Source organism: Thalassomonas sp. RHCl1 (genome assembly GCF_947387555.1).
Lineage (GTDB): Bacteria > Pseudomonadota > Gammaproteobacteria > Enterobacterales > Alteromonadaceae > Thalassomonas.
This window is the reverse complement of sequence record NZ_CANDNZ010000002.1, coordinates 588576-611639: the sequence shown is the minus strand read 5'-3', so window position 1 is coordinate 611639 and position 23064 is coordinate 588576. Positions and strand designations below refer to the sequence as shown.

The following is a 23064-nucleotide window of genomic DNA, read 5'->3' as shown; positions in this document are numbered from 1 at the left end:
CATATCAAAATCTTGCGAGTCTATACTTTTTCCATCGAACACTGTAACGGGTGCTGATGTTCGAAAGCATAACGAATAACTTGTTCAACTTTGGTTTCTGCTACCTCTGCAGTATATATGCCACATCGAGCTTTACCTTTATAGTGAATTGTTAACATGGTCTCAGTTGCTGTATCTGAATCCATATTAAAAAATCTACGCAAAATTTCAACTACGAAGTCCATCGGCGTGTAATCATCATTTAACAAGACAACAGTGTACATGGGCGGTTTTTCGAGCTTTTCTCTCTCCTTAACCACCTCTTCCATGACTTCTTGGTTTTGGGTTAGTTCTTTCCTACTACTCATAAGATTATATTAGTCTCTACGAATTAATTTTGCTGCAAAGTTTTTTAAAAAGTCAGCACAAAAAAATAAATAAATTTCAAAAACAACTTGACTATTACATCAATTTATCTACGATTCAATAAGTGACTGATTATTAGTCACCGCGCTCATTGTGCAAATGCTTTTAGGGAAGCATACCTAATTACTGAAGGATTTAGAAGGAAGTTGATGTATGGCTCACGGTACAGTTAAATGGTTTAATAATGCGAAAGGTTTTGGCTTTATTCGTCCAGATAATGGCGGAGAAGACATTTTTGCTCACTACTCAACAATTCAAATGGATGGATACCGCACGTTGAAAGCTGGACAAGATGTTAATTACGAGCTGAATGAAGGACCGAAAGGACACCACGCAGCTAGCATTAAACCGCAAGATCCTGAAGAAAGCGAATAAGCCGACTTCAGATATAGTTATCTTATGTAGTATCAAAAGATAATCTATAAAAAACACAGCATTTATGCTGTGTTTTTTTATGTCTGCTCTTCACAGTATCGCTTCATATATCCACTGCACCTTTACATCCATGTATAAAAAAGCCAGGGAAAAGTCCCTGGCCTGATTTATTGCTTAGAATAAATAATAATTACATATGCTCAATAATACAGTCGCCAAATTCCGAACAAGTCACTAAGGTGGCATCATCCATCAGGCGCTCAAAGTCATAGGTAACGGTTTTAGCCGCAATGGCCCCGGACATGCCCTTAAGTAATAAATCTGCCGCTTCATACCAGCCCATATGGCGCAGCATCATCTCAGCAGATAAAATCACCGAGCCCGGGTTGACCTTGTTTTGGCCGGCATATTTAGGCGCCGTCCCGTGGGTGGCCTCAAAAATGGCCACTTCATCATTTAAGTTAGCCCCGGGCGCAATCCCTATGCCGCCTACTTGTGCCGCCAGCGCATCCGATAAATAATCGCCGTTAAGGTTTAAGGTCGCGATCACGCTATATTCCGCCGGGCGCAACAGGATTTGCTGCAACATGGCATCGGCAATCACATCCTTGATGATGATCTCTTTGCCTGTGTTGGGGTTTATCAGGCTACACCAGGGGCCGCCATCGAGCAATTCGGCGCCGAACTCTTCTCTTGCCAGCTGATAGCCCCAATCCTTAAATGCCCCTTCGGTAAACTTCATAATGTTACCTTTGTGCACTAAGGTGACCGAATCCCGGTTATTGTCTATGGCATATTGAATGGCTTGACGTACCAAACGTTGGGTGCCTTCTTTAGAAACAGGTTTTACCCCGATGCCGCAATCATCGGTAAAACGAATTTTTGTCACCCCCATTTCTTTGGTTAAGAAATCAATGACTTTTTGCGCTTCTTCACTGCCGCCCTTGTATTCAATGCCGGCATAGATATCTTCTGAGTTTTCACGGAAGATCACCATATCCACTTCCCCCGGATGCTTCACCGGACTCGGTACCCCGGTAAACCACTGTACCGGGCGCTGACAAACATACAGATCCAAAATTTGTCTTAAGGCCACATTTAATGAGCGCATACCGCCGCCGACAGGCGTTGTTAACGGCCCTTTAATACCCACCTTATATTCACGGAACATCTCCAGGGTTTCGTCCGGCAGCCAGGTTTCTGAGTCATACATTTGCGTTGCCTTTTCCCCGGCATACACTTCCATCCAGTGGATGCTTCTCGACGAGCCATAAGATTTTTCTACTGCGGCATTGACCACCTTGATCATTGGCGGCGTAACATCAACCCCGATGCCATCGCCTTCTATAAAGGGGATGATAGGATTAGCCGGTACTATTAATTTTCCATTATCAAAAGTGATTTTTTCGCCTGAGCTGGGTATTACGATGTTACTAGACATATAGGACTCTCCAGTCATAAAGGGATAATTCCAGAACTAAATCAAACAAGATACAGGCTTAGAGCCGATTGAATGAATTCAGGGTAAGTATTTAATAAACCTTAGTTATTATTACTTGTTTTGCAACCTGTAAAGTGTCTTATGCTAAATTAAAGCAAAAGGAGTAATTACACTAATCATTTTTTAGTGATAATAAATATAAATATTATGAATAATAGGGAGAAAGGTGAAGTGTAAATTAATTTGACAGGAAAGATGGCTGATAAACTTAGCTTAATAGGAATTTCATCGCATATTAATTTGCAGACTGCAAATATTTTATCGACTCAGCGCACGTAAAAAGCTTGTTTATCTTAATATCAAGATGGCCTATCTGACGGTAATAAACAGCCCATTCATTTTTAGGAGTATCTACTCCTGCATATAAAAAGGGCCAAGTATTGCTACTTAGCCCTTCAAACAACTTTCTATTGAGGAATTATAATAAAATATCCAGAATAAAGTTAAAGGTCTCGCTCGGACGCATGGCTTTTTCTACCAAGTCCTGTTCAGGCTTGTAATAACCGTTCACCTCAGGCGCAGTGCCTTGGGCGGCATTTAATTCGGCAACGATTTTATCTTCGTGTTTGGTCAGCGCCTTGGCAACAGCGAAGAAGTTCATTTTCAGATCTTCGTCAGCATCTTGCTCGGCAAGTGCCTGTGCCCAATAAAGAGCCAGATAGAAGTGACTGCCACGGTTATCAAGCTCACCCACTTTACGTGACGGTGATTTGTTGCTTTCCAGGAACTTGGCCGTAGCTTGATCTAAAGTATCAGCCAATACTTTCGCCTTGGCATTGCCGCTGCCAACACTTAAGTGCTCAAGTGAAGCCGCTAAAGCTAAGAACTCCCCTAAAGAATCCCAACGCAGGTGGTTTTCTTTATCGAACTGCTGCACGTGTTTTGGCGCAGAGCCACCGGCGCCGGTTTCAAATAAGCCACCGCCGTTCATCAGGGGCACGATTGACAGCATTTTTGCACTGGTGCCCAGTTCTAAAATCGGGAATAAATCCGTCAGGTAGTCACGCAAAACGTTACCGGTAACAGAAATTGTATCTTCACCTTTAACAATGCGCTCTAACGAGAATTCAGTCGCTTTTACCGGCGACAGAATACGGATATCCAGACCCGTAGTATCATGGTTTGGCAGATAGGCATTAACTTTAGCAATTAACTGCTTGTCGTGGGCACGGTCTTCGTTTAACCAAAATACCGCCGGCACACCGGTGGCACGGGCACGGTTTACCGCAAGTTTCACCCAGTCCTGAATCGGCGCATCTTTTACCTGGCACATTCTCCAGATATCGCCTTCTTCAACCGCATGCTCAAGCAACACATTACCTTCGTTGTCGATAACGCGCACTTGGCCTTTACCTGTCATAGTGAAGGTTTTATCGTGTGAGCCGTACTCTTCGGCTTTTTGCGCCATCAAACCAACATTAGGGACCGTACCCATAGTGGTTGGATCGAAGGCACCGTTTTTCTTACAAAAATCAATAACCGCCTGGTAAACACCGGCATAACAGCGATCCGGGATCATCGCCTTGGTATCTTTTAACTGACCGTCCGGTCCCCACATCTGACCGGAAGAGCGCAAGGCCGCCGGCATAGAAGCATCAACGATGACATCACTTGGTACATGCAAATTGGTAATGCCTTTATCGGAATCCACCATGGCAAGTGCCGGGTTATCCTGGTAAACCGCCTGCAAGTCAGCTTCAATTTCCGCTTTTTTAGCTTCCGGTAAACGGCCAATTTTCGCGTAAACGTCACCGATACCGTTATTGGCATCTACACCTAACTGCTCGAAGATATCGGCATGTTTTGCAAAAACATCCTGGTAGTATACTTTTACAGCATGACCGAAGATGATAGGGTCGGAAACCTTCATCATGGTCGCTTTCAAGTGCAGGGAAAGCAGCACGTCTTCTTGTTTGGCGCTCTTGATTTCCTGCTGGTAAAATTCTACCAGCGCTGTTTTACTCAGCACAGCAGCATCGATAACTTCTTTATCCAGAAGCGCCACATGTTCTTTTAATACTTTTACCGCGCCGTCTTCACCGGTAAATTCAATTTTCACGTCGGTGGCTTTTTCAACCGTGACCGATTGTTCACTGCTAAAGAAGTCGCCGTCAGACATGCTGGCAACATGAGACTTAGAGCTTGCCAACCATTCACCCATGGAATGGGGGTTCTTTTTCACAAACTGCTTAACCGAAGCCGGTGCACGTCTGTCTGAGTTACCTTCACGCAATACCGGGTTAACCGCACTGCCCTTGATTTTATCGTAGGTATATTTGATTGACTTTTCGGCATCGTTTTGCGGCTCTTCCGGGTAGTCCGGCAGAGGGTAACCTTTACCTTGCAGCTCTTTAATGGCAGCGTGCAGCTGAGGCACGGAAGCACTGATGTTAGGTAATTTAATAATGTTGGCTTCAGGTTTTGTCGCCAATACGCCAAGCTCTGCCAGGGCATCATCGATACGCTGATCTTCGCTTAGATATTTCGGGAAATTGGCGATAATACGGCCGGCTAAAGAAATGTCCCGGGTATCGACCTCAACATTAGAGGTTGCCGCAAACGCTTTAATGATTGGCAATAAAGATTGTGTTGCTAACGCAGGTGCTTCGTCGGTAATTGTATAAATAATTTTCGAGGTATCAGTTGTCATTTAGTTTCCTACTTTCAATTGCCAAGCACTTAGGGAAAAGAGTGTTCCAAGCCACTCTGGCTTGATTTTGACCTAAGCGTAAAAATTTATTTTGCGCGCGCATAGTATAGGAATTCAAAGCGCATTAAAATAGCTGGCAATAATCACTTGGTATTTTTTCAAGGCAAGAAAACGTGACATTTAACACTAACAAAGCAAAAACAGGCCCTGGACGGGGAAAACCGAGAAAGGTCAGACCACCTGTAAAAAATAGAAAAATTGTTTTATTTAACAAACCATTTGATGTATTGAGCCAGTTTACCGACGATCAGAAACGGCAGACATTAAAAGATTTTATCGATATTAAAGAGGTCTATGCCGCCGGCCGCCTGGACAGAGACAGCGAGGGCTTATTATTGCTCACCAATGACGGTAAGTTTCAGCACCAGCTCACCGACCCAAAGAAAAAAACCGATAAAACCTACTGGGTGCAGGTAGAAGGCAGCCCGCAAGAGTCGGATCTTGATAAGTTACGCTGCGGCGTGACCTTAAAAGACGGCCTGACCCTGCCCGCTAAAGTGCAACTGATGAAAGAGCCCGAGCTCTGGCCCCGGGTTCCGCCGATACGTGAGCGGGCCAACATCCCCACCAGCTGGCTCAGCATCACCATCAATGAAGGCAGAAACCGCCAGGTACGACGCATGACCGCCAACATAGGCTTTCCCACCTTAAGGCTCATTCGCTACCGCATCGGCCAGTGGACCATAGACAACATTGCCTCGGGGGAATATAAGGTGTTGTAAAACGTTGACTTGCTGTTTCTTTCTTCAATGGGCCCCGCTTTTCTTTCACAGCTTTTTAAAGACAATCAAGCGGAAAAAACCGGCTCAAAGGAGGCCGCAGTCAGCTAAATAACATTTTCCAATGAAAAAGCGATATTTAATCTATAACCTGTTAAAGGCGCATGCTATAATTTCGCGCCTTTTTTCCTGATTCGCAGTATGTTAATGACTACTAATTCAAGCAGCTCGGATAAATCACCTGAGCAAACTAAAGTCATCGTCGGTATGTCCGGCGGTGTTGACTCTTCCGTCTCCGCCTATTTATTAAAAGAACAAGGCTACCAGGTCGAAGGCTTGTTCATGAAGAACTGGGAAGAAGATGATAATGACGAATATTGCGCGGCCGCCGAAGACTTACGCGACGCCCAGGCCGTTTGCGATAAGCTGGGCATAAAACTGCACACCATTAATTTTGCCACCGAATACTGGGACAATGTTTTCGAATACTTTTTGGCAGAATATAAAGCCGGCCGCACCCCCAACCCGGACATTATGTGTAATAAAGAGATCAAGTTTAAGGCCTTTTTAGAATTTGCCTGTGAAGATCTCGGCGCCGATTATATCGCCACCGGCCATTATGTCAGCCGTGAATTTCGCGATAATAAGTGGACCATGATCCGCGGCAAGGACAACAATAAAGATCAAAGTTATTTCCTTTATACCTTAAGCCATGAACAAGTGGGCCGCACTTTATTCCCTGTGGGTAACATCGAAAAACCCGAGGTCCGGGCCCTGGCGGAAAAAGCCGACTTGATCACCCATGATAAAAAAGACAGCACCGGCATCTGTTTTATCGGCGAGCGTAAATTTAAAGACTTCCTGGCGAAGTTCTTACCGGCACAGCCAGGCGATATCGAAACCCCCGAAGGGGAAGTAATCGGCCAGCACGACGGTTTGATGTACCATACCCTGGGACAACGCAAAGGCCTGCGCATCGGCGGCCTGGCCAATGCCGGCGAAGCCCCCTGGTACGTGGTTGAAAAAGATCTCAAACGCAATGTGCTGATCGTCGGGCAAGGCAGCAATCATCCGCGGCTTTTTTCCAAAGGACTGATCGCCAACCAATTACATTGGGTATCGCGTCAAGTGCCTGAACATACATTAAGCTGCACGGTAAAAACCCGTTATCGCCAGCAAGATGTGCCCTGCACCATCAAGCCTTTATCGGACGGTAATTTCGAAGTCATGTTCGAGCAAGAGCAAAGTTCGGTTACCCCGGGACAATCCGTGGTTTTTTACCAGGATGAAGTCTGCCTCGGCGGCGGCATTATCGATATCCTTATCCGTTAAGTAGCACTATTATTCATGATGAAAGAACAAACGTTAACGTTCGCGGCAATATGCCAGGTATCGCACTTGGTACAGCAATTATCACGTACCGGACAAATTGACGAAGAGGAGCTGGTGACGCTGTTAAAAAGCATTACCATTACCTCACCGGAAAACACCCTGGCGGTTTATGGCGGACGAATCGGCAATTTGAAAACAGGTTTGACGGTATTAACCAACCACCTGGGGAACCAGTCAAAGCATAAAGACCCGGAATTAACCCGCTATATCGTCGGCCTGCTTAACCTTGAGCGGCGCCTGACGAAAAAGCCGGAAAACATGCAGCAGCTGGCCCGTCGTATCGAACAGGCGCAACGCCAGCTGGATCACTATGAGATCACCAGCGACACTTTACTGTCAAGCCTGGCCAGTATTTACAGCGACATCGTCAGCCCCCTCGGCGCCCGTATCCAGGTCGCCGGCGAACCGGAAATATTAAAACAGCCGATCAACCAGCATAAGATCCGGGCACTGCTTTTGGCCGGGATCCGCGCCACGGTACTGTGGCGCCAGGTGGGTGGTAAACGAAGAAATATCCTTTTTGGCCGTACCAAGCTGCTTGCGTGCGGACAAGAATTACTTGAGCAAATTTAACTTTCTTAACTATTAATTTTAACACGGGAACATTTTATGGAACTTTCAGCGTTAAGCGCAATTTCACCGGTAGATGGTCGTTATGGCAGTAAAGTTAAAGCGTTACGCCCTATTTTCAGTGAGTTTGGCTTAGTAAAATATCGCGTTACCGTCGAAGTACGCTGGTTGCAAAAGCTGGCCGCCACGGCTGAGATAGCAGAAGTACCGGCCTTTAGCGCCCAGGCCAATGCGGTACTGGATGCCATTGTTGCCAATTTTTCAGAAGAAGACGCACAACGGGTTAAAACCATAGAAGCCACCACCAACCACGATGTTAAAGCCGTTGAGTATTTCCTCAAGGAGCAGGTGGCCGGCAATGAAGAATTAAATGCCGTGACCGAGTTCATTCATTTTGCCTGTACCTCGGAAGACATCAACAACCTCTCCCACGGCTTAATGTTAAAAGAGTGCCGCGAGCAGGTACTGTTACCGGAAATCGATGCCATTTTAGCCGACATCAAAGCACTGGCAGTTGAATACCAGGCGATTCCCATGATGTGCCGCACCCACGGACAACCGGCCTCCCCCAGCACCTTAGGCAAGGAAATGGCCAATGTCTATGTGCGCTTAAAGCGCCAGCGCCAGCAAATCGCCGAGATTGCTTTACTGGGTAAGATCAACGGCGCCGTCGGTAACTATAACGCCCATCTCTCCGCCTACCCGGAAGTGAACTGGCATCAATTTGCCAATGAATTTGTTACTTCACTGGGACTGAGCTGGAACGCCTATACCACGCAAATCGAACCCCATGATTACATCGCGGAAATGTTCGATGCCATCGCCCGTTTCAATACCATTTTAATCGACTTTGACCGCGACATCTGGGGTTATATTGCCCTGGGTCACTTCAAACAAAAAACCGTCGCCGGAGAGATCGGCTCATCTACTATGCCCCATAAAGTCAACCCGATTGATTTTGAAAACTCGGAAGGCAACCTGGGCATCGCAAATGCGTTATTGACGCACTTAGCGCAGAAACTACCGATTTCCCGCTGGCAACGCGATCTGACCGACTCCACGGTATTACGTAACTTAGGCGTAGGTTTTGCCCACTCGCTGATCGCCTATCAGGCTACCCGTAAGGGGATCAGCAAGTTACAAGTCAACGAAGACAGTTTACTGACCGAGCTTGATAATAACTGGGAAGTACTGGCGGAGCCGATCCAGACCGTGATGCGCCGCTACGGCATTGAAAAGCCGTACGAGAAGTTAAAAGAACTCACCCGCGGCAAGCGTGTTGATCAGGCTTCTATGCATGCCTTTATCAATGCCCTGGACTTACCTGAGACGGTTAAGGCTGAATTATCAGCGCTGACACCGGCCGGTTATATTGGCCGCGCGGTATCCTTTATCGCTGAACTTGACTAGTTATCCTGTAATACGGATAGAGTAACAAGTCATACAACAGCTCAACGAAACCTGCTCTACCCGGGTTTCGACCGGAAAAAGAAGGCAACAGCCTTCTTTTTCTCCTTTACTACACTTGATAAATCCCGAAATAATCAGCGAAGCGAAAATATCATGATGCAAATCAACTGGCAGGATCTAACCCCTGAGCAATTTTTAAAAGAATACTGGCAAAAAAAACCTTTATTGATCAAAAATGCCTTTAGCAATTTTAGCGATCCCGTCGATGCCGACGAACTGGCAGGCTTTGCCATGGAAGAAGAAATTGAATCCCGCATCATCAGCCAGCAAAACAAGGAAGACTGGCAGGTCGCGCACGGTCCTTTTAGCGCCTTCGAACAGTTCGGCGAGCAGGACTGGACCTTGCTGGTGCAGGCCACCAATAACTGGTCGGCAAAGACCCATGACTTGCTCACCCCGTTTCGCTTTATTCCCAACTGGCGCATCGATGATGTCATGGTCAGCTTTTCCACCCCGGGTGGCGGTGTTGGCCCTCACCTGGATCAATATGATGTCTTCATTATCCAGGGGCAAGGTAAAAGACGCTGGCAGGTAGGCTTACCGGATGAAAGTTTAAAACAGCTATTACCCCATCCGGATCTGAAGCAGGTATCGGATTTTACCCCGGTGATCGATGAAGTCACCGAGCCGGGTGATCTGCTTTATATACCGCCAAATCACCCCCACAACGGTGTTGCCCTGGAAAACTCCCTGAATTATTCCGTTGGTTTTCAAGCCCCCAATAATCAGGAGTTGTGGTCAGCCTTTGCCGATAAACTGCTCGACCTTGACGCAGGTACCCGGCGACTGGATGATCCAAACCGTCAGCTTACCGAAAACCCGGAGCACCTGGAAAGTAAAGATATTGCACAAATCAAAAACTTTATGCAGGCCCAGCTTAATGATGAGACCCTGTTTAATAATTTCATCGCCAGCTTCCTGACTCAGTGCCACCATGCCATGGAAATCTTGGTGCCGGTAACCCCGATCACTACAGAGCAGCTCGATGATATCCTGTCGGAAGAAGAAATCCGCTTCACTCCGGTATCAGGCATTAAATCTCTTATTATATCCGAACCTTACCCTTGCCTTTACATCAACGGTGAAGCCTGGAAACTCGAGGAAAAAACTTTCGCTTTAGCGATAAAATTGGCGCAAAGTTTGCCTTTGACAACACAAGAAATAAAAAGTTTCACCAGCTGTTTGCTTAACGCTCAATTGTTAACTAGTGTTTTAAACAAGGGTTATTGGTTTATAGAATAATGTCCGATGTCGTATAGTTTTTGCCGTGTCCAATGGGAGCAGGCAGCCCCACTCTTGAAAAATGTCCGAGAAAAAGTCTTTGTTTGTGAATGGCGGATCCCGCGAAAGATCGAATTTGATCGAAAGGATCCTTTGGCCTATCACATGCTCGTCTGTGACGATGGAACGCAAGAGCCGATTGCCACAGGGAGGATCCTGCCCACGGGGGAGATCAGCCGGGTGGCAGTATTGATGCACTTTCGCAATAAGGATGTCGACAAGCTGGTGCTCGACGGTTTACTTAAAGTCGCCAAAGAGCTCAAACTGACCGAAGTGTTTATCCATAGTCCGCTGGATTCGGTCGAATACTTTCGCAAGCATCATTTTAATGTCGTGGGTACGGTATTTATGGAAGCCGGTATTCCCAGGCAAAGAATGGCATGCCCGATTGAAGATGTCAGCAGTGCCCATTACTATCTTAGCCATTAGCATCTAAGTCATAACATATTCCAACTGGACTGAGACATCAGTCAAACAGCAGATAAGAGCTGCTATGACAAAAAGCTAATCGTTAAAGCACATAAAAATGCCGGCAGCAGCCGGCACGGGTGCTTACCTCTGCCAAATCTGGCGGCAGGAAGATTACAGGGCAAGTTTTACCAAGTAATTTAGCCTTGTTTTGTCTCCCAGATTTTTTCATCTTCATAAAGACGGTATAAGCCTTCCGCCCTGTTGACCAGCATTTCAGCAAACTTATTTTGCTCAGCTTCACCGGCTTTAAACAGGTTCTCCGCCTGCAACTGCCATTTCAGGGAAAAGTGACGGATAGCATCTCGGGCATCCGGGGCCACATCGGCATTGGAATGGTCTGTGGGCAGGTCACCGCTGATCACCCAGGTTTTGGTGCCATCGAGTAATTTCAGTTTCCAAACCGCCAGTAGCGGCACCAGGTAACGGCTTTCTTCTACGGCAACAGATTCGGTAATTAAACCTTTATCTGCCAGATATTTGGTCGCTACCTGGTATTGGTCACGCACCCATTGACTTTGCTGTTCTTCGTTCATATTTACTTGATTGGTCATTTTTTACTTCTATTTATTTCACATCAATTAACTAAGATACACGTAAAGTCAGAGCTTGTATTCATAACTTCACACTTTTAATGAAAGATATTTTAACAGTTTAGTAGCCTGGATATAAGTGAAATGCTATTGTGCGCAGCGAAATATTACAACCATAGTTCATTTATAAAAACAGCAATTGAACTAGCCTCATTATTCGCGGAGAAATAACAGTGGCAATTTTTGATTTAGTAGATTTCGATGACCACGAACAAGTGGTATTTTGCAGTGATAAAGCAACAGGTTTAAAAGCGATCATCGCCGTACACAGTACTAAGTTAGGTGCTGCCGTTGGCGGTTGTCGCATGTGGGACTACGCCAGCGACGAGGAAGCGGTCATCGACGTATTACGTCTTTCCCGCGGCATGACATATAAAAATGCCATGGCGGGCTTAGCCATGGGCGGCGGAAAGTCTGTGATTATCGGTGACGCTAAGCAAATAAAATCAGAAGCGCTGTTTAAGGCCTTCGGCAATGCCCTCAACGGCCTGGGCGGACGTTATGTCAGCGCAGAAGATGTGAATATCACCACAGACGATATCGCCATTGCCAATACGGTAACCCCTTATGTTACCGGCACCGAAGGAAAAAGCGGCAACCCGGCCCCGTTCACGGCCTTAGGCACTTTCCTTGGCATCAAAGCCGCCGTTAAACATAAGCTTAAAACCGATGATTTAACCGGGTTAAAGGTCGCTATCCAGGGCTTGGGCAGCGTCGGCTATTATTTATGCGAGCATTTGCATCAGGCCGGCGCCAAATTGGTAGTTACCGACCTGAACCAGGAGGCGCTGGATAAAGTGGCGACAGAATTTAATGCCGAAGTTGTCGGCTTAAATGACATTTACGATCAAGACGCCGACATATATGCCCCCTGTGCCTTAGGCGCCACCATCAACGACAGCACCATAGACCGCATCAAGGCGGGCATCATTGCCGGTTGTGCCAATAACCAGCTGGCAGAGCCCCGCCATGACCAGGCGCTGGTTGACCGCGGCATCTTATACGCGCCGGATTATGTCATCAATGCCGGCGGCATTATCAATGTTTCCTTCGAAGAAGACTATGATAAAGAGCGGGCAACCCGTAAGGTGGAAGAGATCTACGATACCCTGCTCGAAATCTTTAACACCGCCGATGAGCAAAACAAACCCACCGGCCGGGTCGCCGATGAAATGGCGCGTAAGATCATCGCCGCCGGCGGTAAGCACAACCTCTAGTATGCTTTAAATAACAGCTGTTTTAAAAATCCCCGCCGCTCATCCCGGCGGGGATTTTTGTTATTTTACAATGAATTTTTATTGCGATACCTTCGAACTTTTTCTCAGGCCTGACTTTCAAATCGGCTTAAAGTAACCATAACTTTAATCAAACAAAGCAAAAACCGAACGATTACAAATAACAACAAAGAAAACGCAAATAAAGCTGTTTTTTTACCCCTTATTCTATTATTATCCCGCCCCTTTTTTAGATATCCCTATTATTTAATTTTTTGACAAGGAAAAAGTGATTTTATGTCAATCTCCCGCCGTACTTTTGTACAAGCTTTAGGTTTAACTTTATTAACTCCCTTTGCCGTTCGCACCTTAGCCAGCAATACCAGCCCTGTTTATGCCGACTTTTTGTTAGGCGCTACCCCGCAAGGACTCACGGTTGATGAGCAAGGGCAAGTGTTTGACTTATCTGTTGCCTCCGGCGATCCCAGCGAAACCGGTGTGATTCTCTGGACCCATATCAACCCGGCCAGTTATGTCCAGGGGCAATCCCTGTTTGTCCAGGTTGCCAGCGACGATGCCTTTAACCAGGTGGTCTTTTCCGCAGAAGTACTGGCTGAAAATATCAGCGCCGAACGCGACTATACCATTAACATGGATATCGAAGGCCATTTAAGCGCCGGTAACCGTTATTACTATCGCTTTGTTTACGGCGATGTTATCAGCCGCACCGGCCGCTGCTTTACCTTAGCCAACGGTGAACTGGATAATATAAAAATGGCAGTGGTTACCTGTCAGGATTACACCACAGGCTTTTATAATGCCTACAACCATATTGCCAATGAAGATATTCAGTTTGTGATCCACCTGGGGGATTTCATCTACGAATATGCCAAATACGAAGGTTTCGAGTCGCAAATCGTCCACCCGATGAATTTACCCAGCGGTGAAAATGTTGCCATGGATCTGGCGGATTACCGCTATATCTATAAGGAATACCGTAAAGATCCTAACCTGCAGCGGGCGATGGAAAACCATACCTTTATCATCACCTGGGACGATCATGAAACCGCAGACAATGCCTACTGGGATTATGACCGTGATACCTTGGGCGTGCCTCATCATCCTTATACTACGGATGATCGTTTCGGTAATAATCCCGAGAATTTACGCCAGCTGCGCCGTGACGCGCAAAAAGCCTGGATTGAATATGTGCCGGCCCGGGTTCAGGTCAATGAAAGCGCCAGCCATGCCTTTGAATATTTAAGCCTGTACCGCTCGTTCAAATTTGGCGATTTGCTCGATCTTTATATGACCGACAGCCGTACCTACCGTACCAAGGAGCCTTGTAAAGACGGCAGCGCCTGGCAGAACTTCTGGTGTACCGATTATGAAAAAAGCTCGCAAACCATGCTTGGCCATGAGCAAAGAGACTGGTTGATCAACGGCTTAACCACTTCCAATGCCAAATGGAAAGTCTGGGGTAACCAGACCCTGCTGGCACAACTGGCCGGTACGGTGGCGGGTATTGAACTGGTTTATGCCAACTATGATGCCTGGGACGGGTACCAATGGGAGCGTGAGAAAATCATGACTGCCGTGAAAGACAATAATGTGTCCAACTTCGTGGTACTTACCGGCGATCTGCACACCAGTATCACCTCTTACCTGAAAGTCGATTACGGTAATATCAACAACTGGGATTACTCCAACCTGGTGGGGGTTGAACTGATGACACCGGCGATTTCATCCCCTAACCTGCAGGATACCGTAAATCAAAATATTGATGTCGGCTCGGTATTTAAGGCCATGTTAAATGGCGGCGTTCAGGTAAACAACCCGCATATTAAAGATTTCAACAGCGCTATTCACGGTTATGCCCTGCTTGAATTCAACAAAAACGAGTTATTCTGGACCGTCTATAACATAGACAAGAAAACCGATAATCCGGATACCACGAAGAAGGTTTATAAGAAATTCCATTATGAACCTGTTGATATGTGGCTAACCGAGCAAAGCTAAACCTTAGCGACTCAATATCCGGGCGGGGAAAATCGCCCGGATATTAACACGAAAACTTCTGGTAAAACGTCCCCGATATTGGCAAACAAGTGCCCTGCTGATTAATTGCGCTTAACCACTTCTTCATTTCTTTTTTTAAATTCATCCACATACATCTGGGCAATGTCAACATTGCCAAAATGATGGATCAGCTTTTTAATGGCTTTATCTTTGGTATCCTGAAAATGGGTTTGTTCGGTATGTGCCATGGTTAACCAAACTTGAACGAGGGCCGGGGGGAGTTTATCCATGATCAAATATCCTTTTCGCTAGCTTAAAATAACTATAGCTGAGAAAGCCATGAGTACTAAATATCTGATGAAAACTATTGAAAATTAATTAAAACATGCCTGCTTCTCACCCGTCCCCTAAACCGGGTGAACGATTTTGCTCATTTCAATAGCTCGCTGTTCCCGGCAAGATTCAGGGCTGTTTTCGCTCATCACAAATTGTTGCCCAAGTTACAGCAAGTACTGGATTCAGGCGATCACCGCTTTGCGTCACGTTAATACCGGGCAAACAGCGTTACCGTCCAAGATCTGCCGGGTGAGCGTAAGTTCATCTTTTGCTCATTGCTCACCCTGGCAGCATCACAGATAACGGGCTCAGCTAATAAAAAGCATCTTCATCATGATTAAATTCGGTGATTTCCCGCAGCAGATTATACTTGGAATTATTCCACTGGCTCAGCAAGAAATAAAACTCTTCCTTCTCAATGGATGCCGCGGTATGGGTGAGTAACTTTTCAGATAGTTTGTTTAACCGGTCGAACTCTTCAATATTCATCAAAACACTCCCTGTTGTTAACGATTTATTAGTGCCTGATTGGCAGTTAATAAACCAAGGAAACATTTGACAGTGAAATCTAAAACCACAAGGTTGCGGTAGCCATGCGATACCCTATTGAAAAACACTTATTTAAAAGAAGCAATATACGACGACGGTGTGCATTTTACCCGGACCTTTTTACGCTGCCCTGCTTGTTGTTTTATCCTAGCCCAGCTTGATCACGAAAGCGAGTGATACTTTCTCCGGCCCTGATCTTTGCTCCTAAGCGGGCTATAACAAAACCCGGCTTAACAAGCTCTGCCAGCTTGTTGAGCTGATGAAAGTTATTTTGGACTAGTTTAAAAAATCGTCTTTATCTTTATCAATAAGATTACCGGCCAGTTTAATGTCATTTGGCACATTCCACTGCTGGAGTAACTGATGAAATTCTTCCATTTCAACTGAGCTTGCTGTTTGATGGAGGGCCTTTTCCGATAATAAATTCATCCGTTCAAATTCATCCTTGCTCATAACAAAACCTTGCAATCTTTGTCAGTGGTAGTTACTTGCTTAATAATGGATGAATTAGCGCCTGAGTTCAAGTATGGGGCAAAGGTCGCCGGCCATGCGGCAATTTATTGCCATGCGGTAATAAATTGCCGTATGGCAAAACAGTAGATAGTTGCCCCTTAAACCTGCTCATCGGCTAAGATATCCATGATCGATGCCGTTTGCTCTTGCCCTGAATTTAACCTTGAAACCTGCTGGTAGAGGTTTGTACCGCCTTTAAAGGTTCCCTGGGCATTCATCAAGGGGTTATCTTTTGGCGCTTTGCCGATCATGTCTTCTAAATTAACGCCAAACTCACTGGCCATGTTTTTAATGGACTCAGGCGCCTGGCCCGCAAAGGTTGCGGCATCGAAGCTGCCGTTTTCTTTCGCGCTTTTCACCGAATCGAGAAAGGTTTTCGCCTCGGTTCTTTCTTCCGCGCTCAGGCCTGACATATAGTTGTGAATTTTGCCCTTATCGCTGACATCCAGGGTTTTATCCTGTGTTTTTTCCTGCATGGTCGCCTGGAACTTTTCAATTTGCTCCTGGGTTGCTTTTTGATAATCCATGTAGGAATGTGTGCTGGTTACCAGTGACGGGCTTGTGCTGTTAATATTCATTTGTTAGCTCCAAATCTGAGGATTTATTTAATTACGGCTAACTATCAGCAATTTACGTGCACGTTCATGTAAACACAGGGTAAGGTTTTGTAATTTTGTGTAATCCGTTAAACACGGGGCCTGGCGCCGGAAAAAGTGCTGTTTTTTTCCCCGGCGTAAAGCAAGAAACCAGTAGAGTAAATTAAGATAAACTTGCGATGTTTTTCTCAAAAGCGGCGATATATCTGGCGATATCCAAGCCGTCCGCCAGCGCATGGTTAAGTTCAACCGATACCGGCATCATCAAGCGCTCTCCATCGGCTGGCGAACTCTGTTTAGCGGTTATTTTGCCAAAGACAATTTTCGGCACATCATTAAAACCGGCATTAGCGGCATGCTTATAACTGGTAAACTCCAGCCAGGGGATCACCGAATAGAAAATCTGCTCCGGCAGGTTGCTGACATTCGCTAACGCCGGCTCTGATTTTGCCTGCTGCATTTTTTCCCTGCCTTTTCGCACAAACTCCTGCAGATCTTCGGTATAAGTAAAATCACAAAAATTAAAGGTCTCATCTGCTTTGAGCACAGTGGCAGAAGGCTGGATACAATCCACTTGCCAGACATTTTTTTCGCTGTCTAAACGTCTTCGAAATGCTTCAACAGCATTGCTGGCTTTATTGGATAAATACAGCAGCGTCAGAAAAACCGAGAGTTGATGTTGCCTGGCATACTTCACCGCATCTGACACATCAACGCTGACACAGAGATTAAAACAAGGATCGGTAAAGTCTTTATAAAATTCATAATGATTTCGTCTGTTCCAACTAGACAGATCAATTTTTTTCATTGCTTACACCTTAATTTTTACCACCTGATAGCTAAGGCGCTGTCGGGAAAGTCATGGTTGCAATACCCGGGCTTGATAACATGACATCAAGCAAACATCAGAGTATTTTCTTTTATCTCCAGCACCATGACATCACCGTAAGCTAAACCGGTAATTTCAGGCGCCAGTAATTCTAACACATTGCCGGGTTGAACATGGCCAATTTTACTGCTGGCAACCACCTGATAAATATAGGCCGGGTAGCGTTCTTCCGAAAAAGCGTCTTGTCTGAGCAACGCACAACTGACAAACCTGAAATCTTCCGCAGGCAAGGCGGCAAACCAGTTTACCCGTGAAAATTGCTGATCCCAGCGCTTCAGGCTCACCTGAGCGCAATCAAAGGCGGCATTGATGGTCCCATTAAAACAGCGGCTGAGATCTAACCCTAAGGCCGAAAAAAAAGGTTTTTGCAAGGCTATCGCCCCTTCGGGATAAGGAGTATCGTCTGCCCGGCCCGATGCCACGCCATAACCCGGCACCACAGTAAAAGGATAACGGCATAGTTTCGTCTTTGCCGGTTTAACCATATATTAGCCCCCTGCTCTTTCGGCTGCCATGTATTGCCCGAAAAGGCCAAACTCGCTGGCCGTAAAAGAAAAAACGCCGAATGTGGCAACACAATCGACGTTTAACATAAATGCTTAACTTAAGGCCTGAGTAAAGCCGTTTACCAAGCACAAAATAAACACAGCGCTTAACACCCTACACCAATAAATGGTGGATATTGCCCAGATCTTTTTTACCTGCGATGATCTCATCCGGTGTTAATCCGGAAAGCTCGTGCGGGAACACCAGCCATTCTTCTGATTCGTGAATATAATAGTCAGGTACCAAATCTACTTTAGAGTTTTTCGGCTTATACCAGGGACAGGCAATACGCACATCTTGCGGCATGTTACGACGGGTCAACAAATTCAGCTGTTTGATCAAAGCTTCGATGCTGCGGCCGGAATCAAAAACGTCATCGACAATTAATAATCCGTCATCGGCATTGGCATTTTCAATGATGTAATGCAGACCATGGACTTTAATTTCTTTACTCTGTTGATTGATGCCGTAGTAAGAAGAAGTTCGCACCGCAATATGGTCCGTTTCAACTTTTTTAAAATCAAAGTATTCCTGCACAGCGATACCGATAGGCGCACCGCCGCGCCAGATACCGACAATAAACTGAGGACGGAAACCATCTTCATATACTTTTGCCGCCAGACGAAACGAATCTTCCAGCAACTGCTGGGCAGTGATAAAATGTTTATCCATTTATGACAGAACCTTGTTGAGGCGCCTATTTAAGCGCTTGCTTAATACCAAAGGGCAATTATAACCCCATAGATAACATTTGATAATGCCTGAGGATGGAATTTCCCTAAAAAATCACACTGAGATATCGCAGGAAAAGTGCTGTCAGTTTATCATCAACCGGTCCAGCAGGTAGATTTGCCGGCAAATCGACGCGGTCGCACCTAAATAAAATGTCTGGTTGATACCGTTAAAATCGTCATTGCCGGTATGGTAATTCTTATGGGTGCCGACGCCAAAATAAACAAAGGGGATCTTCGCCTTATAAAAAACATAATGATCACTGGCAGCCCGCCACCTGATACGGTTATTGACCGAACTTGCCCCGCGGGTAATACTGCTCGAGCCTGATTTAAAGCCTTTTTTCACCTGGATCTCAGCCGAATCCCTTAGCGCAGACCACATCTTTAACCCTTGCTCATCGAGTAAGGTTTCTATGCCTTTACTGATAAACCTTAATTTTTTTGTGCCGCGATCACCGGCGATCATATCCAGGTTGATGTTGAGCTTGATATCGTCAATTAAATTTTGGTATGCGTCGATAAAAGCATGGGCGCCCACCAGACCAAGCTCCTCACCGTCGCTAAACAATAAAATCAGGCTGTAGCGTAAAGGGGCCTGTTTAACCTGCTCGGCAATGCTCAATAAGGCCGCAGTGCCTGAGGCATTATCATCGGCGCCGTTATATATCACTCTCGCCCCCTTGCCGATATGATCAAAATGGGCTGAAAGCACAATATATTGCTGCGGAAACTCTGTTCCCGGGATAACCCCTATCACATTAGCGCCGCTCACATCAGATTTGTGGTTAAATACCTGGCGGTAATCCTGACCTAGCGGCGCCACATCCAACCGCTTTAAAGCATTAATGATATAGACACGGGCTTTTTCATTGCCCCGGGTTGCCATTTCACGCCCGGAAAACTCATCCGAGGCCAGGGTCTGTACATGCGAGAGTAACTGCTCCTGGTTATAGAGCAGCGCCTGGGAAGCTGGCAATTGAACCGCCATGACATAACCGGGAATAAATACCAGTGCCAGCCATAACGATAAGATTTTGCTCAGGTTATCGATTCTCTTTTCCTGCCGATTTTAAGAAGTCTAATTTTGACAAATATTCATGCTCTGTCTTGGGCACCCGGTTTAAAGCGATGGCTTTTTTCATCGCCCGTTTTGCCGAGTCCAGCCTATCTTGTTGATAATACGCCTTTGCCAGGCCAAAATAAAACTCATGGGCCTTGTTGTCGAGCCTGATGGCCTTTTTGTAGAGGCGCACGGCTAAATCGGCATCACCGTCATGGAAAGCCTCATCCGCCAGCAAGGCATGATAATAAGGATTTTTTTCACGTTTTCTGACAATGCCCTGCTTAATCTTCTCCGCTTCCTCAAACTGACCTTCGCCTTTAAGCAATAAGGCCAAATTACTCATGGCGGTGAAGTTACGCTTGCTCAAACTGATCGCATGGCGATAGGCCCGTTTGGCGAGCTCCCTTTGCTCGTTATACCTGTATAATAGCCCCAAGTTACCCCAGGCCGTGCTAAAACCGGGATCGCTCAAAGTCGCCGCTTTTAGGTAGGCATAAGCACCGATGTAATCGGAGTTTACCATCGCCTGGGCGCCTTTGTTGTTATAAAACATCGCCAGCACGGTATTTCTGGTAATGGCTCTTTTTGGAAATGATTTTTTCATCACAAAGGGATCAAAGTCGACTTCAATATCATTGCCGCCGAAAATAATGGTTTCACTGGGTCTCTTATCCGCCGTCAACCGCAGGTTGACATGACCGGTAAGCATATTATGCTCGCCGTGACGCACCCAATATTCCGGGATCAGCACTTCCTGGAAAGTGACATTAAGCTCCGCCTCACGGGCAAGGGCATAAGACATGATAGTTAACGATAAGCAGTTGGCGATATTTTTATGGTAGGCATCAGTGGCAATGACATTGGCGCCGCTTTGATAAGCCAGCCCTAAATTATCCTTTTTAAAGATTTGACGCAGTAATTTTATCGCGCGTTTTTTAAAATTATGCTCGGGCGCCACCTGCTCGGCGACCATCAGCCGCATTTCATCATCGATAGCAAAAATCTCTTCAGCACTCTCGACATCTACCAGGTGATAATCCGGAAATTGTTCATCAAGATAGAAACTGGTGTCTACCTGAGTAGCCGGCGGCGACTCAAATTTAGTGCTCTGACAAGCCGTCAGGGTAAGTGAACATAATAATAAACAAAATTGCGCGCTTTTTCTCATCAGCACTCCTATGGCTAATTAAGGGCTTCCCATATTATCCAGCTTATATGAAAGCTATTGTTGCTGTTAGTAAAAGTTTTTAATGTTAATATTCTTTTACAATATCCCTTGAGTCTGATCAATAACAGGCAATTCTGACTATTTTTCAGCCACACCCTGGGGTATAATTAGCTTAAGTGACACCAGCCAGCGGACACTCTCATGGGCCCCATTTCCAGCAGTTTTTCACCGTTAACCAGCGCAAACAGATTGCAAAATAACGGCAATAACAATACCAACGGCAACACTCCTGCCAACAATAATAATGTTTCCGTGCGTCCAAACGAAGATAATGTCGACAACGGCGACAGATCGCAAAATAGGACGAATGTTGAACTCAATACCAACAACCGATCGGTTTCCGTCGATATCAGCCGGGAGCAGGCAGTAGACCGTCTTGAACAAAATAGTCAGAGACAGCAGGCACAAACTTTTACTCAGGCAAGCCGGGATGAAAGTGAACAAGAGCAGTTAAATATTTCTCCCCGACAGGCTGCCGCAGTAGTTAATACCACCGACGCCTCTGCCGATGACGTCAGATCAACCGCTGTCAATTTTGCGGGACAGCAGCAACAGGCAGAGCTTGCCGAAAACGCTATCGAGCAATTTAATGAAAACCAGCAAGAGATTCAAAACAGCGCCCAGACTTCTCAAAGTGCTCAAACGGAACAACCAACAAGCAATAGCAACGCAGTAGCAGCCCCAAATGAGACTTTTGTCGAACTATCCTCACAAGCCAGTCAGGCGCAAAGGCGCAATGCTTTCATCAGCAGCGAATTTGTCAGCCAACTGGATAATCGCCAGGGCAGCCTATTTGACCAAACGGTTTAACAGCAACTGCAGCTATCATTAAGTTACGACATTGGACAATTAATCCAAGGCTTTCATTCCATATAAACTCACCAGCCTGAGTATGGGTATGACAATATTAAACTGGCCAAGAATAACCTCTGACACCGCCATTTTTCATCAATTCCGCACGGAAAAATTCACCACCTTCATCAAAGAATACGGTGCATCGCTGTAGCTTTTGTCCCAGTGCGTTTCTTATCGATATATCCAATGTGCTCATTATTCAATAAATGCTCACCGGGGTAAGTTGAAGTGTAAAAGCCCAGGGCAGAAATCAGTCGCCTAGATAATCCCAAAAACATCGTCTAGGCTAAAGCCAACTTATCATTTTCTTAGTTTTTTGGTTATCAGGAGCGTAGCAATGAAGTATTTTTCGCAGTTATTAATACTGCTATTGTTGGGTTGCGGCTCAACCGGCACAGAGCAAAGCCAAACAGCCCAAAACAATCAATTCAGCGGTTTTTTAAGTGATTATTCCCTGTTAAAACCGGTTGATGTACATGATGATTCCCAGCTGCAGCGTTTTATCAGCAAACAAGTCAAAGCCAGAGGCTATTCCAAGGTATTACTAGATCCTATTTCCTATTACCCCGCCCCACCGGCTACCGATACCATATCAAAAAAAGTATTAACCGAGATCAGCCAATACTTTAACCGCCGGTTCCGACAGGCCATAGCCAAAAATATCCAGGTCGTTAATGAACCCGGGGAAAAGACCCTGCGCATGAAAATGGCGATTACCGGTGTTAAAGTCACGGATAAATCCCTGGCAGCCTACCAATACATACCTATTGCCTTTCTTGTCACCGCCGCTTCAGGCGGCATGAGTGACGTCGAGGTTCAGCTTCAGGTAGAAGCGGAAGTAGTGGATTCATTATCCGGTGAATTAATGGCCGCAGCCGTAAAAAGCGGTAAAGGTGCAACCCTGGATAACGATAAAACCCCGCTGACCTTAAATAAGGTCAAACCTTTAATCGACAGCTGGGCCAAAACCATGCAAAAGACCATGTCAGATAACTTGTAATAAAAACAATGATAGAGACAGTAACAACATAAATCATA

At 45.8% G+C, this 23064-nt stretch carries 24 protein-coding genes; 11 read left to right on the top strand and 13 right to left on the bottom strand.

The annotated features are described in order from the left end of the window. Positions 1 to 20 precede the first annotated feature (20 nt). Positions 21 to 347, bottom strand: coding sequence for an ATP-dependent Clp protease adapter ClpS (gene clpS / locus QL234_RS08615; RefSeq protein ID WP_044834604.1), 327 nt, complete (start codon positions 345 to 347; stop codon positions 21 to 23). A 211-nt stretch (positions 348 to 558) separates the two neighbouring features. Between clpS and cspD the strand changes: the two genes are divergently transcribed. Further along, positions 559 to 780, top strand: coding sequence for a cold shock domain-containing protein CspD (gene cspD / locus QL234_RS08610; protein WP_044834605.1), 222 nt, complete (start codon positions 559 to 561; stop codon positions 778 to 780). A 190-nt stretch (positions 781 to 970) separates the two neighbouring features. Here the strand turns inward: cspD and icd are convergent, their stop codons facing one another. Further along, positions 971 to 2221 (bottom strand): NADP-dependent isocitrate dehydrogenase, encoded by a 1251-nt coding sequence (gene icd / locus QL234_RS08605; RefSeq protein WP_281557412.1) that lies wholly within the window; start codon positions 2219 to 2221, stop codon positions 971 to 973. 478 nt (positions 2222 to 2699) lie between these two features. Continuing rightward, positions 2700 to 4931, bottom strand: coding sequence for an NADP-dependent isocitrate dehydrogenase (locus QL234_RS08600; protein ID WP_281557411.1), 2232 nt, complete (start codon positions 4929 to 4931; stop codon positions 2700 to 2702). 173 nt (positions 4932 to 5104) lie between these two features. On the opposite strand from QL234_RS08600, the gene QL234_RS08595 reads away from it, so the two are divergent. The 6 genes from QL234_RS08595 to QL234_RS08570 all read left to right on the top strand — a co-directional run bounded on the left by QL234_RS08595 (position 5105) and on the right by QL234_RS08570 (position 10852). Beyond that, positions 5105 to 5713, top strand: coding sequence for a pseudouridine synthase (locus tag QL234_RS08595; RefSeq protein WP_281557410.1), 609 nt, complete (start codon positions 5105 to 5107; stop codon positions 5711 to 5713). Positions 5714 to 5917: 204 nt separating this feature from the next. Continuing rightward, on the top strand, positions 5918 to 7042 hold the full coding sequence (gene mnmA, locus QL234_RS08590) for a tRNA 2-thiouridine(34) synthase MnmA (RefSeq protein ID WP_281557409.1): 1125 nt from the start codon (positions 5918 to 5920) through the stop codon (positions 7040 to 7042). A gap of 15 nt (positions 7043 to 7057) precedes the next feature. Beyond that, positions 7058 to 7675, top strand: a complete 618-nt coding sequence (gene hflD, locus QL234_RS08585; protein WP_348650705.1) for a high frequency lysogenization protein HflD — start codon at positions 7058 to 7060, stop codon at positions 7673 to 7675. Between the two features lie 36 nt (positions 7676 to 7711). Further along, on the top strand, positions 7712 to 9082 hold the full coding sequence (gene purB, locus QL234_RS08580) for an adenylosuccinate lyase (protein WP_281557408.1): 1371 nt from the start codon (positions 7712 to 7714) through the stop codon (positions 9080 to 9082). Positions 9083 to 9235: 153 nt separating this feature from the next. Further along, positions 9236 to 10384 (top strand): cupin domain-containing protein, encoded by a 1149-nt coding sequence (locus QL234_RS08575; RefSeq protein ID WP_281557407.1) that lies wholly within the window; start codon positions 9236 to 9238, stop codon positions 10382 to 10384. 54 nt (positions 10385 to 10438) lie between these two features. Continuing rightward, positions 10439 to 10852, top strand: a complete 414-nt coding sequence (locus QL234_RS08570; RefSeq protein WP_281557406.1) for a GNAT family N-acetyltransferase — start codon at positions 10439 to 10441, stop codon at positions 10850 to 10852. A 179-nt stretch (positions 10853 to 11031) separates the two neighbouring features. On the opposite strand, the gene QL234_RS08565 is transcribed toward QL234_RS08570, so the two are convergent. Then, a complete protein-coding gene (locus QL234_RS08565; RefSeq protein ID WP_281557405.1) occupies positions 11032 to 11445 on the bottom strand; it encodes a DUF4826 family protein in 414 nt (137 codons plus the stop codon). A 212-nt stretch (positions 11446 to 11657) separates the two neighbouring features. Between QL234_RS08565 and QL234_RS08560 the strand changes: the two genes are divergently transcribed. Both QL234_RS08560 and QL234_RS08555 read left to right on the top strand, forming a co-directional pair. Continuing rightward, positions 11658 to 12701, top strand: coding sequence for an amino acid dehydrogenase (locus QL234_RS08560; RefSeq protein WP_281557404.1), 1044 nt, complete (start codon positions 11658 to 11660; stop codon positions 12699 to 12701). 294 nt (positions 12702 to 12995) lie between these two features. Beyond that, positions 12996 to 14717 carry an alkaline phosphatase D family protein gene (locus QL234_RS08555; protein WP_281557403.1) on the top strand — a complete coding sequence of 574 codons (1722 nt, stop codon included), beginning with the start codon at positions 12996 to 12998 and terminating at the stop codon, positions 14715 to 14717. A gap of 101 nt (positions 14718 to 14818) precedes the next feature. Here QL234_RS08555 and QL234_RS08550 read toward each other — a convergent pair whose 3' ends face one another. The 9 genes from QL234_RS08550 to QL234_RS08510 form a co-directional block, all read right to left on the bottom strand. Beyond that, positions 14819 to 15007 carry a hypothetical protein gene (locus tag QL234_RS08550; RefSeq protein ID WP_044834617.1) on the bottom strand — a complete coding sequence of 63 codons (189 nt, stop codon included), beginning with the start codon at positions 15005 to 15007 and terminating at the stop codon, positions 14819 to 14821. Between the two features lie 358 nt (positions 15008 to 15365). Then, on the bottom strand, positions 15366 to 15542 hold the full coding sequence (locus tag QL234_RS08545; RefSeq protein ID WP_281557402.1) for a hypothetical protein: 177 nt from the start codon (positions 15540 to 15542) through the stop codon (positions 15366 to 15368). A gap of 336 nt (positions 15543 to 15878) precedes the next feature. Continuing rightward, positions 15879 to 16055 carry a hypothetical protein gene (locus QL234_RS08540; protein ID WP_160298341.1) on the bottom strand — a complete coding sequence of 59 codons (177 nt, stop codon included), beginning with the start codon at positions 16053 to 16055 and terminating at the stop codon, positions 15879 to 15881. Between the two features lie 158 nt (positions 16056 to 16213). Next, entirely contained in the window at positions 16214 to 16693 is a 480-nt protein-coding gene (locus QL234_RS08535) for a hypothetical protein (protein WP_281557401.1), read from the bottom strand. 181 nt (positions 16694 to 16874) lie between these two features. Next, positions 16875 to 17519, bottom strand: coding sequence for a CatA-like O-acetyltransferase (locus QL234_RS08530; protein WP_281557400.1), 645 nt, complete (start codon positions 17517 to 17519; stop codon positions 16875 to 16877). 86 nt (positions 17520 to 17605) lie between these two features. Further along, a complete protein-coding gene (locus QL234_RS08525) occupies positions 17606 to 18085 on the bottom strand; it encodes a hypothetical protein (protein ID WP_281557399.1) in 480 nt (159 codons plus the stop codon). Positions 18086 to 18260: 175 nt separating this feature from the next. Next, entirely contained in the window at positions 18261 to 18818 is a 558-nt protein-coding gene (locus tag QL234_RS08520; protein WP_044834622.1) for a phosphoribosyltransferase family protein, read from the bottom strand. A gap of 144 nt (positions 18819 to 18962) precedes the next feature. Beyond that, positions 18963 to 19868: a M28 family peptidase gene (locus tag QL234_RS08515; protein WP_281557398.1), complete on the bottom strand. Its 906-nt coding sequence runs from the start codon at positions 19866 to 19868 to the stop codon at positions 18963 to 18965. A gap of 55 nt (positions 19869 to 19923) precedes the next feature. Further along, positions 19924 to 21111: a tetratricopeptide repeat protein gene (locus tag QL234_RS08510; RefSeq protein WP_281557397.1), complete on the bottom strand. Its 1188-nt coding sequence runs from the start codon at positions 21109 to 21111 to the stop codon at positions 19924 to 19926. A 201-nt stretch (positions 21112 to 21312) separates the two neighbouring features. Here QL234_RS08510 and QL234_RS08505 point away from each other — a divergent pair, with 201 nt between their 5' ends. Next, positions 21313 to 21981, top strand: coding sequence for a hypothetical protein (locus QL234_RS08505; RefSeq protein ID WP_281557396.1), 669 nt, complete (start codon positions 21313 to 21315; stop codon positions 21979 to 21981). A gap of 382 nt (positions 21982 to 22363) precedes the next feature. Continuing rightward, entirely contained in the window at positions 22364 to 23026 is a 663-nt protein-coding gene (locus QL234_RS08500) for a DUF3313 domain-containing protein (RefSeq protein WP_281557395.1), read from the top strand. Positions 23027 to 23064 lie beyond the last annotated feature (38 nt).